Genomic DNA, 13280 nt, shown 5'->3' with positions numbered 1-13280 from the left:
TACCATATACCATTTTTTAAAAAATTATAACACCAATAACTGAGGGGACGTTATGATATCATTAAAAGAAGATTCATTTGTCTATGTTGACGATTTTAATTTAAAAAATAGGGAAGTATATGAATTTTTAGAACAATTTGAAGAAAAGGATGAATGGTTAGAAAAAGCAATAATAATTGGCACCATTGGTTTGAAACATATGGTAACTTCGAATAATCTTGAGTATGTAAGCAAAGAAATTGAAAGACTCATAAACAATGTCGAAGGTTCAGTTAAAAAGAATGAAGTATTAATTAAAGAAGTTGTAAGTGGATTAAACGACAAAATGGATGGTAATGTTGGAACATTAAATGAAAATATGGGATCAAAATTAAATGAATTTAAAACCCAAATTTATGCAATACTTTCCCCAACGAATACCGAAAGTCCACTATACCAGATAAATGAATTGTTAGATGGTTATTTTAATTCTGAAAATGGGGAGTTAAAAAGATCCATAGAGGTTAATTTTGATTTAAACAATCCTCAAAGCCCTTTTTCAAGACTTATTTCAAAAATAGAGGAAAAATCGGGAATGAGCAAAGATGAAATAATAAAATTACTCGATTCAAATTCTGAAAATTCATCAATATCATATCTAAAACGTGAATTATCACAAGAAATTGATAAAGAGATTAATACTTTCAAATCAGAATTAACCCCCCAAATATCACAAATACTTCAAAATATGGTGGTAAAATCAGCTACCGAAGAAATAATCGAAAAAACTGCCCTAAAAGGGGTAGATTTTGAAGAAGATGTTTACACGGTTTTAAACGATATTTGTGAAGCGGATGACATTATTGAATGGGTAGGTAATAATAAAGGAGCGGAAAATAAAAAAACGGGGGACTATGTCATTAGTATAAATGGAAATAATTCCCTTAAGGTAGTGGTTGAGTGTAAAAATAGCAATTATTCAAGTGCCCCAAAAACAGTTAAAGAAATTAATGAAGCTATTAGAAATAGAGAATCCAAATTTGGAATATTTTTATTTAACAAATTAGAGCAGATGCCCCATAATTTAAAACCTGTTACATTGGGGCGAAATTATATTATTACTTATGGCTTAGATGATAATCTTGAAATTGCTGTTAAACTAGCTCGCATGTTAACTTTAGGGGACGAATCAGATGTTGTTAAAATTGAAAAAGAAGTACATCAAATCTCAGAAATATTAAAGACAATTACACAAATCAAAAAAGATGCGTCACAAGTTGCTAATCTGGGTTCATCGTTAAATAAAAATGCAGATGAATTAAAAAGAGAAATTGAATCGTGTTTGGCCAATATACGAAAATGTATCAGTGGGGAATTTAAAAAAGACTTACAATATGCTACCGAAACAGATCTTGATACAAGAAATGATGAAGACCAATGATTTGATTAATTTAATATCTCTTTTTCGATAATCTTCTTACATTCTTCGTCTTGTTTTAAATATTTATACAAAGTTCTTCTCGAAATTCCACACGTTTTTAAGATTTCAGTGATTGAATATTCCTTACTTTTCCACATACGAACTGCAATATCAATTGTTTTTGGATCTGCAGGTTTTCTTCCTCCAAGCCTACCTCGTGCTCTTGCAGCTTGAAGTCCTGACTTTACCCGTTCTGAAATAATATCTCGTTCAAATTGAGAAATTCCTGCAAAAAAGGTAAATAACAGTTTTCCATGTGCTGAAGAGGTATCTAACCAGGATTCTTTCAATGATTTTATTGAAACACCTTTTTCTTCAAGCATTTCAACTACATTAAGTAAATCCTTAGTTGACCTTGAAAGCCTCGTTAATTCAGTAATTATTATCAAATCTCCCGATCGAACCTGATCAAGCATTCTCAAAAATTCTGGCCGTTCCATTTTTGTCCCTGAAATTTTTTCGTAAAATATTTTTTGACAGCCTGCTGCTTTTAATTCATCTAGTTGACGATCCACATTTTGATCTTGAGTGCTAACCCTGGCATAACCAAATATCATTTCATTTCCCGGCATAAATATCTCCTAAATTGAGTATACTTTAGTTATGGCCGTAATCAGATATAAACATTAATAAGTAAACCAGAAAGTATACTAAAAATCCAAAGAATAATATGCAAAACTAAGTTCAAAAATAGATTTAAAAATAGTTTACAAAACGGGTGTTTTTCAAACAATGAAATTATCTAAAAAATGCTTAATATTATGTCCCCCGGTAATCCATATATTAATATATCTATCTAATCCATTTAGAAAATTAGATCAAATATTCAATATATACAGTATACTGGATTAATCCAAAAAATCAGGCAAAGGAGAAATAAAATGTTTAATCCCAAAATTTTAATAATCTCAACGATATTTTTAATAATCTTTTCAGGCTGTATTGCCGAAAATACGAATAAAACTACAATCCAAGAGGGTATTTTAACTATTGGAATTTCTCCAGATTTACCTCCGATATCATATCTTGATAACAAAAATCCGGCAGGATTTGAAATTGATTTAATAACCGAAATTGCAAAAAGAATGAGTTTAGAACCTGAATTTAAAATATATGAATTTTCATCACTTCTTGATGCTGTCGAAAACAGTGAAATTGATTGTGCGGTAGCACTTATTGCAATAACCCCTGAACGAGAGAATAAAGTGGACTTTTCACGATGTTATTTTAAAACGTACACAACGATTCTTGTAAAAGAAAACGATTTCTGCAACGGATTAAAATGTCTTGAGAATAAAAAAGTCGGGGTTTTAAAGGGCAGCGTTCAAGAATCACTGATGGAAGGATTTTTGGATGATATGGAATTTGAACTAGTTCATTATGAGAATCAGGAATATATGCACAAGGATTTACTTTCTGGAAGCATCGATTCGGAAGTTTGTGAATTTTTAACTGCTAAAAATCTTATAAATGATAGAAACTACTCTTTAAAAATTGTTGGAGATCAGATGGATATCAATTATGATGCCATAGCAGTAAATTCTGAAAATGATGATCTGAAAAGAGCAATAAATACAGCAATTCTTGAAATGGAGAATGATGGAACAGTAGTTCAATTAAAAGAAAAATGGAATATTGATTAATTAGATATTCCCTTTTAAAGTTTCTTTACTGTTTTTTATCGATTTAGATTCATATCTTACGTTTTTAAAAGCCGATTACATAATTTAATTATAATTTTAATTAATAATTTAAATCATTTTTAGGAAGTTCAATGGTCAAATATCAATACAAATATACTATTTTTAATATGGAATCGAAAGGGTTCAGTTGATTAATATATTGATCGATTAGTATAAATGATCTAATTTGAAAAGAGAATTTATGTATATGTTTATCTAAGTAAAAATTCTTACGAGTGGGATCTGGGAGAAATAATTCTCCCAAATATTAAAAATCGTGTTGAAAATATTTAATTTCCCCAAATTAAATAAAATCCCCATATTTATAATCCAACGTTTAAACTCCTATAAACTATCCCCTATTTCAAAATAGTCTGTTCAGGAATCATTGGGGGATGTGCCCCCCCAAACCACATATGGTCATGTTTTTATATAATATGTTCTGATTAACATTTTCAATCCAACATGATCTAAAAATTTAATAATTAATATATATATATATATGGCAACATAACAGACTTTTTTAGGGGAGTTTTATCTGAAATCTGGCAGCATATATTCACTTTTGGGCGTGGTTATCATGAATCCTCTACCCTTAGCAGTTGTTGCCGCTTTATTCGTGGTAGGTATGTGTATCATAACTCCGGAAATTCAGAATAATGATTGTATCATAGTTGGCATATATCCACATATGCCCCCGTATCAGTATTATAAGAATGGTGAATTGAAAGGATTTGAAATAGATCTTATCAATGAACTTGGACGAAGAATGGATAAAAAAATCATATTTGTAGAAACTAATTACAAATATGGAAATTATCTTGCAGGAAAATCTGGAAATGTTGATTTTTCAATTTCTGCAATTACAAAAACTACACAACGTGAAAATGACGTGGTTTTTTCTGATATTTACATGTATTCTTACTGCTCCCTCATTACCAACGATAAGAAATATACTAAATTAACAGATTTCAGAGATAAAAAAATAGGTGCCCTGGCAGATTCCACATTTGAAGATCTTGCAGAAGATTATCTAAAAAGTATGAACTTTGAATTAATTAGATACGATAATTTTCAAAGTATGCATTCTGATCTTTTAGCAGATAATTTAGATGGGGCATTTACCGATTATCGATATCACCTGAACACTGATGATAAAACCGGGCCTTATCTGGTAGAAAATCTTGAAATACATTATTTTGGAGTGGTGTCTTCAAAAGATAACAAAGATTTGATAGATGAAATAAATATGGAATTATTGAATATGAAAGCGGATGGATCCCTTGAAAGTTTAAATGAGAAATATTTCGAATTTAACTAATCCAATGATAAAAGGAATAAAATGGAAATGGACCTAATAGAAACTATTACAAATTGGGTTAAATGGGAGGGCAAATTAGATCTAAAAGATCCTCCTCGCTTCGTGTTAGAAACTCTTGAAAGACATGGGCATACCCTAGAAAACCTTGAAATGGCACTAGATCTATTAACAGCTCTTGGAAAATTTGAAAAATACAAAGATTCAAGAGTTTACATTCCATTACATCCTGCAAAAAATCATATTGGTTTTTTCGGGCTTTTAAAATAATATTTTTTTCTTTTTAAATTTTCATTTAGTCTTTTTATCCCAATTAAAAAGAAAATATTATAAACGACGATTAATAACTCAAATATACTTATTAATTAAAATGGAGGGGATAATATAACAACCCTAAAAAAATTCATGACAACGATTTTACTAATCATCTGTATTGGGTCTGTTTCGGCAGTTTTGCCGATAGGAGATCCGGATCCAATAGATTATAACCACATTACTAGTTCGAACTACGCTTCAACAAGGGTTATATCAAATCCGGGAACTTACTACCTAATGGAAGATATTACGAATGCAGAAAGAATTGAAATTAAATCTGACAATGTAATATTGGATGGTCAAGGCCATATTTTAAATACCAATATTAATAGTTACGGAATATATTCAAGTAATCATGCAAATATCACGATTAAAAATGTTAAAATAAATTCTAAACATGAGGGTATTGTTTTTAACGGAATTAATTCCGCAAATGTTGAAAACAATACGATAAACACAACATATCTATGTTCCCTATGGGGGTCGGGATACAACTTAACTGTTATAAATAATTCGATGTCTTCGGGATTTGGTGGAAATTACGGTTTAGAACAGTTAACTACCTACACAGTATCGGGAAATACAATAAATGGAAAAACAATTTATTTCTATAAAAATACGGAAAATATTGGCGAAATTCCAAGTGATGCAGCACAGATTATTATATCAAACTGTACAAATGGTCAAATTAAAAACTTGCTCCTTGATGAAAACGCCGTTGTAATTTATATTGGCGATTCAAGCGAAATTACGGTTGAAAACTGTACAATAAAGCCAAATATCTATCAAGATTATCAGCTATATCTAATCAACTCTGAAAACTGTAATATCACAGGAAATATCTTTAATATATCCGAAAATACTGATTTACGGGTTATGAACATAATCAATGCCAATAATCTTAAAATAAATAGAAATACTATTGAAGGAATGTTTTATGGATTTAATTTAAACTCAGTTACGAATTCATGTATTTTTGAAAATAATATAACTGTCGGTAAACGTGGACTTTATTTTTGGAGAAATTCGGCCAATAACACAATTTCAGGAAATACTATAACTTCAAATCAATTAAACGGAATTGATATTATTTATTCTAATAATAACACAATTTCAGGAAATACTATAACTTCAAATCAATCAAGCGGAATTGAAATTTATGCTTCCGATGCCAACATAATTTCAGGAAATGCCATTGATGCTGGCAATACTGGAGTTTATGTTTATGTGGAACCAATGGATGACCCTGATTCAAAAGATAATCTAATTTCAGGAAATACCATCAATGCCGGGAATTACGGGGTCTCTGTTAAATTTTCAAATAACAACACAATTTCAGGAAATACCATCAATGCAACGGAAAGCGGAATATACCAAAAGTATGCGGATAATAGCACAATTTCAGGAAATACCATCAATGACTGTGAAGATGGATTAAATTTAGATCATACTCCAAATATTATGATTTCAAACTGTACGTTTTCAGGAAACAATTTTGGAATTGATGCAAATTCCGTATATGGGGGAACTGTTACGGGATGTACTTTCGAATCCAGCACTTACGGAATTTCCCTTGATAAAAATGTCGAAAACACTACAATAACATACAACGAATTCTTTGAAAATTTGTATGGCCTTAAGATTACTGGTACAAACAACTGGATTTACCTGAATAATTTTGAAAATAACTCAGAAGCACATGTTTATTCTGATTCATTGACTGGAAACTACTTCCACTCACCATTTGTAAATTACAAATACGATGGGAAGGTTTACACTGGAAGACTTGGAAACTATTACGATGGAGAAGAATTAGGAACTTCAGTTGCAGGAATATTTGAAAAACCATACTGGATCATTGAACTGAAAGTGTAAGGGGTGAAAAAATGAAAAAAGTATTGATTTTAGCTTTGATTGCGTTATGTTTGGTCGTTCCGTCCAGTGCAAGTAGAATTGAATATAACATGACAATAAGTGAACCTGGAACATATACTCTTTCAGAAGATATGCTTATACCAGGATATCAACACGGAATACTTATTAAATCAAGTAACGTGGTTTTAGATGGTCAAAATCACCAGTTAATGGGCAATAATTCAGAAATGTACCCTTATGGTATCGAGGTTTATACAATTGGTGAAAATAAGGTGGAAAACGTTACCATCAAAAATTTAACAATTAAAGACTGTTACGAAGCAGTGTTTATCGTAGATGCTAGAAACGTTACAGTAATAAACTGTGAATTTGAAAATAACACTTACTTTTTAGAGTCACTGGCGCCTGAAATATACTTTTATTTAAATAAAATACATGAAGGGCAGTCTGCTAAATTTTACAGTGCGCCCCTAGCTTCACCAAAATTATCATATAATTATAATGGAAGTGAATATACTTACAGGCTTGGAAACTACTATGAAGGATATGTTGGAACTGAAAAAGAGAATGAAGGTGTTTATAAGGGGCTTTATGGAGTACTTGACGGCGAATCGGTTAGTGCATATGAAATTTACCCATTAATTGAAACACCGGAAAATTACGAAGTTCTTGAAATAATTTATCCTGAAATAGAGCGAGTAAGTCCATCGAGCGAAGGAATAATTTTAGATATATTTGCTTTAAAAAGCAGTTCTAAAAACTACATAATTACTGATGAAGTTCCAAGTGAAGATGACGATTCTTCATCCGGTTCATCAGGAAGCAGCGGTGGAAGTTCATATGCACGCGATCTTTCGGGTGGAATTACCTCAACAGTAATTAAACACGTGATCTCAAATTCAAACGTTGTTTACGGAAGCGAAATTGACGAAGGATTTGCAGAGCAGTTAAGAGAAAACTTACAAAATGGAAACAATTATGAACTTTCGGAAGATACAATAATTGTTGGTGGACCAAATGCAAACGGTCTTGCAAATTCATACAATGGTGAATTTGAAGTACCTATTTCAAACAACTACCCTGGAGAAAATAGGGGTATAATTCAGGTTCAAAATATTGAGGTTCATGTTGGAAACTTCATCAAAACCTATCAAGTAATCTATATTGCAGGTTCTGACAGATTCGGAACACAAGCTGCACTTGAATACTTTAAAACTTTAGATGAATTACCAGAAGGGCCGATAACTGTAGAATGGACTGCGAAAGGGCCAGTTTTAGTTGAATAAATAAATTATTTTTATCTTTTTTTACAGTTTTATCGTAGATTTAATGTTAAAACCAGAATAATAAGTTTAATATTTTATCGAAGAATAATTATTTTGAATGAAATTAAACTGTTAATTTCTAGTTATTATTAAAGTTTACGATTTTTTCACGATAAAAAGTAGCAATAAGGATAATACTAAATAAACACATATGTGGGATAATATCCCATACTCCTACTTTGTGAATAAACTTGATTAATTTGGGTTTTTAAATAAAAATGCAAAAAATACATACACCAAGATGGAAAATAACTTAAAAACGAAATGTCACCAAATTTCGTATATACAAACTTTTTTTATCTTTTTTATTAGTGTGGCAAATGAATTTATTCCACAGGGGTGACTGTCAGAATAACTAAAATCCATTTACCACAAAAACCAAAGAATTGAAAAAATTCAGAGGCACTTTATTATATTTATTTTAGGGTATTTTAAACTTTTAATTTTTAATTTAGGAAATTTAAATAAATCGGCCATTTACTATTTTAAAAGCATAATTAAAGTTTAAATTAATTATAATTTACAATTATACGTTTAATTTAAAAAAGGACTCGATAAATCTGATAAATTTTAAATAGGTCTGAATTAAAAATATTTATTGTAAAACGAGGGGTGATACATATGCCAGACACTAAAAAACAAGATCCAAAAAAGCAGCAGCAACAGCAACAAAAACAGGGTCAGCAAAAACAAGGCCAACAGCAACAAAAACAGGGTCAGCAGAAAAAGTAAATTGCTTTAAATTAAGACATTAAAAGAAAGAAGGTTAACAAAAACCACCCACTTTTTTTTTCACTTTTTAATTTTAAAGATATAAAAGGAGTACCCATGGTAAAAATTAAGCAAGAAGAACAAAAAGAGCGCCACCAACAAAAAATAGCACGTTACCAGCGAGAAGTTGGTCCAAAAAAGCAGAAAAAACAGGAAAATCAGCACAAACGATAAATTGTGTTAAATTCATAAAAATAAACAATTAACTACTTTTTAGTTTTTTTATAAACTTTAAAACTCTATCCACGGGCTTTTTTTAGGGTATTCAATATTAGTTATTCCATAATCGGTTATTTTAATGAAAATTGAATAATTAACTTGAACTTTATCTAATTGTTTTTCAACTAAATCGCCTTGTATTTGAATTAAATTCATTTTTGAGAGTTTTTTTAAATTTTTAATTAGTTTATCCTGACTACATTCTTTAAAATAAGTTATAAAATTTCCAAATTCGCATACTGGAGATCCTGATTTATACATTAAATAAAGGTAATTTAAAATATTCCTTTGAAAATTATTGATCATATTTTCCCTCAAACAGCTGGACTAACCGTTTTAAAATATTTAAAAAATAAAATCAAATCTCATTTAGATTTGCATTATTATTTTATCAATAGATAACTGGTTTTTTTCAAAATCTAGTTTAGATTCAAAAGATTTATTCATTAAAGTTAAATTTTTGATATTTGGAATTGAATAGAACTTCCATTCAGGCCAGTTTTCTGACTCAAAAGTCCATGTTTGAAATGCCTTCAGAATCCATTTTCCAGTATCTGTTATTGCAATCATGTGCGGTTCGGCCACCCTCGGTAACCCGCCATAATGAAAAGTAACTATTTTTTTACTTTTTATTGCTTCTTTTAATGTATTTATGACCATTTAATTCCCCTCGATAAAATGGTTTCACCTTAGTAATATAATTTTTAAAAATAGCATTATTAAACTTTTTAGGTACTCAAAACTGTTATGCTGGGTTAAATTGAAATAATCTTGTAAAAAAGAACTTAAAAGGATTTTTAAAAATTGGAGCAGATTAAATACATTTTAAAATTTAAAATGCTCCAAGAGGTCAAAAAAGCCATCTACATTGGCATGATTTCAGTTCTGAAGAAAATAATTCTTCAGCGATATAATTTTTAAAAATTGCCTTATTAATATTTTTTTATATGTTTAATTAAAACCAATAGGTGGGGTTAAAAAGGAAAAAAAGAAATTTTTAAAAAACTAAATATTTGTCTTTAAACGTGGCACATTACGTTCAGGCATTATGAGGGATTATTGACGAGTTTCTCGCCAATAAAATTTTTAAACATGGCAATATAAAAACCCGAAGGTTGGGTTAAACTGAATTTTAAAAAGCTGAATAAATTATGTCCTGTTTAACGGGGGGTAAAATATAGATTTTAAAATGTTTTCAGCCTTGAGGATTCACACAAATCCAATATATGCAAAATAGGACTTAACAAACTTTGCAGATCTTTTATTTATATTTTTTGGAATTGTTCGGTTATTGATCTTTAAATTCAAAACCAGACTTTAAACTTAAAACGTTCTTCCATTAAAGTTCAAATATTAAACTTATCTTGAAATATATTTTCAATTTTCAGAAAATCTTTTTCGGAAATTTAAATTAAATCTCACATTTTAAAATTTTAAAAAAAGAGGATAAATAATTTAAAGGTTTAATTTCCAATTTAATGTTAAAACCATAATAATAAGTTTAATATTTTATCGAAGAATAATTATTTTGAATGAATTTTATCGAGGGGAATTTGAGTTAAATTAAAAAAGAAGGCTATTTTTTAAGATTTCTCTTTTTTTAATGATTATTGGGTACAATAATAGATTAATTCCCAAAATAATTCCGATATTTGCAATGCAGCTTCCAACAGCATTTCCAACTGCAAGGCCAGAGGATCCAGAAAGTGCAGCATAGCTACTTGTAACGATTTCAGGAAGTGACGTTCCAAATGCGACAATTGTTGCACCGATTACAAAATTTGAAATCTTGAGATGTTTTGCAATACTTATGCTTCCAACAATGAACCATTCACTGCCATATATGAGTAAAATACCCCCAAATATTAGATATAATATAAAATATCCCAACATAATGCCACATTTTAAAAAGTTAACTCCATTAATAAACTTTTCATTTTGTCATTATATAAATTAAACCTGTAGACTAAAATGGTTTTTTAATTAGTATTAACTTAAAAAAATGTATTTATGTGTAAATACATATCGTCCCATGTAAATATAAAACTTGAAAGGGATACTATGAACGTTAAGAGAACTTACAGCATTGATGAAACAGTAGTTAAAAAATTTTCAGAATATTGTGACGAAAGGGGGCTCAACATGGGTAAACAGATTGAAACCTTCATGAAATATGTTGTCGAAGGATCCGAAGTTAGGCCAAAATACCTTGAAAAATTAGAAGAAATTCGAAAAGGAGAGTTTATTCCAGTTAAGGATTTTGCCAAACACTATGGGTTAAAATAATGACTTACTAATCTCTAAAAAAGCCGATAAAAAAACTAAAAAAGCATTCTCGTGATAAAAAAATTTATAGAAACTGTAAATAAAAAAGTAAGCGAAATTCTGGAAAATCCCGAACACTACAAGCCACTACGTGGTGATATGCAGTGATCAAGACGAGCCAATGTTCAATCATCTTATGCCATAGTTTACGAAATTGATGGAAATACTGTAAGATTATTGGATATTGAACAACATAATAAGGTTTACTTAATTTTAACAATATTTGAATTATTAATTAAAAATATTTAAAAATTTTAAATTTTTGCTGTTTTTAATTTAAAAAATCATATATTTTTAATCTATTTTCCAATATCGAGTATATAATCGTTTTTAATTCATAATTACTCGATAAACAAACCCCCATAATTTTCTATTTTTAACCTCAAAACATCAACATATAAATAGTTAAAATGAGCATGTATTTAGTCCCGGCGTTGTATGAATTTTTTTAAGATTTATAAGGTGTTTTAAATGAAAAACGATGATTTATCAACGGATAATATCAACAAATTAATTGCAAAATATGCAATACCCTCAATAATCGGATTTGTAGTTCTTGGAATATATATAATCGTTGATGGAATATTTCTTGGAAATTTTGTCGGGCCAGAAGCAATTGCAGCAGTAACTGTCGCAATTCCGTACTGTTTTGTAATGACGGGTTTTGCAATAATGTTTGGAATCGGAGCTTCAGCACATATTTCAATGAAACTTGGTGCCAAAAAGAAAGAAGAAGCAGAAAAAATTCTAAAAACAGTAGTTTACATGATTGTAATTGGCGGAATTATTCTCACAGTTCTTGGTTTGACGTTAATAAAACCATTGCTGGTTCAATTTGGAATTACCGGGAATTTACTTGAATATTCCTACACGTATCTTCAAGTGTCATACCTTGCATGTGTCTTTATAATGATCAGGGTGGGTTTAGATCCAGTTATTAGAAATGACGGTTTTCCAAAAAAAGCAATGTTTACCGTAGTTTTGGGTGCAATACTCAATATTGTATTTGATGCGATTTTCATTGTCTTCTTTGGTTGGGGCGTGTTTGGGGCTGCACTCGCATCTATAACTGGGGAAACTTTTGGAGCTTTAGTATATTTGCATCACTTTTTAGGTGGAAAATCGAATTTAAAACTTGATTTATCATCCAAATTCGAAGATTTAAAATCAGAACTGGAAATAGTTAAAAACATAATTGCTGTTGGAATTTCACCATTCATTCTTGAATTATCGGCTTCAGTAGTTATGGTGCTTCACACAATCCAGTTTTTAAAATATGGAAGTCCTCTTGAAGTTTCAGCATATGGAATTGTAAGCTACCTCTTTGCATTAGTAATGCTCGTTTACATGGGACTTTGTAATGGGGTTCAGCCACTAATAAGCTATAATTATGGGGCAAAAGAATATTCACGTGTAAAAGAGATTTTAAAAAAAACAGGAATTCTTACAGCAATTATTGGACTTGTTTCATTTGTTACATTATCAGTATTTCCAAAAATCCCGATAATGTTATTCAATAAAACTGATTTAACGTTAATTTCATCTACCGTATTTGGTCTCAAATATTTTGCATACGGACTTTCCGTATTTGGACTTGGATTTTTAATAATTACTTACTTTCAATCGACTGGAAAAAGTAAGATTTCAAACTTCCTTTCATTAAGCAGGACTGCTATATTTTTAGTTCCATTGTTGGTAATTTTACCGATGTATTTTGGAATTACGGGAATATGGGTTTCACAGCCACTAGCAGAAGTTTTAACATTATTATGTGGGTTAATCTTCATTAAATCGGATTTCAAAAAAGAAATTTTATAATTTTTATTTTTTATTTTAAATTTGAATTGAACATATCTAATACAATAACTGAATTGAAATTAGCTATCAGATACTTTCTTTTTTCGAGGTTAAAAAAAAGAGGAGTTTTTTGAATTTCAAGAAAAACTGCTTGAATTTGGTAAAATATATTTTTCAAATAATATTAAAAAAGT

General features: G+C 29.7%; 11 protein-coding genes and 1 pseudogene. 8 read left to right on the top strand and 4 right to left on the bottom strand.

The annotated features are described in order from the left end of the window. Nucleotides 1-52 precede the first annotated feature (52 nt). On the top strand, nucleotides 53-1420 hold the full coding sequence (locus HNP90_RS03130) for a hypothetical protein (RefSeq protein WP_012068314.1): 1368 nt from the start codon (nucleotides 53-55) through the stop codon (nucleotides 1418-1420). A gap of 5 nt (nucleotides 1421-1425) precedes the next feature. Here the strand turns inward: HNP90_RS03130 and HNP90_RS03125 are convergent, their stop codons facing one another. Further along, nucleotides 1426-2031: a recombinase family protein gene (locus tag HNP90_RS03125; RefSeq protein ID WP_012068313.1), complete on the bottom strand. Its 606-nt coding sequence runs from the start codon at nucleotides 2029-2031 to the stop codon at nucleotides 1426-1428. Nucleotides 2032-2340: 309 nt separating this feature from the next. Here HNP90_RS03125 and HNP90_RS03120 point away from each other — a divergent pair, with 309 nt between their 5' ends. From HNP90_RS03120 to HNP90_RS03100, 5 genes are all read left to right on the top strand, one after another. Next, nucleotides 2341-3102 carry an ABC transporter substrate-binding protein gene (locus HNP90_RS03120; protein ID WP_012068312.1) on the top strand — a complete coding sequence of 254 codons (762 nt, stop codon included), beginning with the start codon at nucleotides 2341-2343 and terminating at the stop codon, nucleotides 3100-3102. Nucleotides 3103-3721: 619 nt separating this feature from the next. Further along, a complete protein-coding gene (locus HNP90_RS03115) occupies nucleotides 3722-4462 on the top strand; it encodes an ABC transporter substrate-binding protein (protein WP_012068311.1) in 741 nt (246 codons plus the stop codon). A gap of 21 nt (nucleotides 4463-4483) precedes the next feature. Further along, the gene (locus HNP90_RS03110; protein WP_012068310.1) at nucleotides 4484-4729 is read left to right on the top strand and encodes a hypothetical protein; all 246 of its coding nucleotides are present in this window, start codon (nucleotides 4484-4486) and stop codon (nucleotides 4727-4729) included. A gap of 183 nt (nucleotides 4730-4912) precedes the next feature. Beyond that, nucleotides 4913-6649: a NosD domain-containing protein gene (locus HNP90_RS03105; RefSeq protein WP_181486635.1), complete on the top strand. Its 1737-nt coding sequence runs from the start codon at nucleotides 4913-4915 to the stop codon at nucleotides 6647-6649. A gap of 11 nt (nucleotides 6650-6660) precedes the next feature. Continuing rightward, nucleotides 6661-7935 (top strand): NosD domain-containing protein, encoded by a 1275-nt coding sequence (locus HNP90_RS03100; RefSeq protein ID WP_012068308.1) that lies wholly within the window; start codon nucleotides 6661-6663, stop codon nucleotides 7933-7935. Between the two features lie 1041 nt (nucleotides 7936-8976). Here the strand turns inward: HNP90_RS03100 and HNP90_RS03095 are convergent. The 3 genes and pseudogenes from HNP90_RS03095 to HNP90_RS03085 form a co-directional block, all read right to left on the bottom strand. Beyond that, a complete protein-coding gene (locus HNP90_RS03095; RefSeq protein WP_181486634.1) occupies nucleotides 8977-9270 on the bottom strand; it encodes a hypothetical protein in 294 nt (97 codons plus the stop codon). Between the two features lie 63 nt (nucleotides 9271-9333). Next, nucleotides 9334-9624 (bottom strand): WYL domain-containing protein, encoded by a 291-nt coding sequence (locus HNP90_RS03090; RefSeq protein ID WP_012068306.1) that lies wholly within the window; start codon nucleotides 9622-9624, stop codon nucleotides 9334-9336. 906 nt (nucleotides 9625-10530) lie between these two features. Continuing rightward, nucleotides 10531-10857 (bottom strand): annotated as a pseudogene (locus HNP90_RS03085) (sodium:calcium antiporter); the annotation flags it as partial. A gap of 168 nt (nucleotides 10858-11025) precedes the next feature. On the opposite strand from HNP90_RS03085, the gene HNP90_RS03080 reads away from it, so the two are divergent. Continuing rightward, nucleotides 11026-11250, top strand: a complete 225-nt coding sequence (locus tag HNP90_RS03080) for a hypothetical protein (protein WP_011977564.1) — start codon at nucleotides 11026-11028, stop codon at nucleotides 11248-11250. A 510-nt stretch (nucleotides 11251-11760) separates the two neighbouring features. After that, nucleotides 11761-13107 carry an MATE family efflux transporter gene (locus HNP90_RS03075; protein WP_012068303.1) on the top strand — a complete coding sequence of 449 codons (1347 nt, stop codon included), beginning with the start codon at nucleotides 11761-11763 and terminating at the stop codon, nucleotides 13105-13107. The last annotated feature ends 173 nt before the right edge of the window (nucleotides 13108-13280 follow it).

It is taken from the genome of Methanococcus maripaludis (assembly GCF_013760955.1).
In the GTDB taxonomy this organism is placed as follows: domain Archaea; phylum AGJL01; class Methanococci; order Methanococcales; family Methanococcaceae; genus Methanococcus; species Methanococcus maripaludis_A.
The sequence above is the reverse complement of the archived record's forward strand: the minus strand, read 5'-3'. Positions and strand labels throughout refer to the sequence as shown.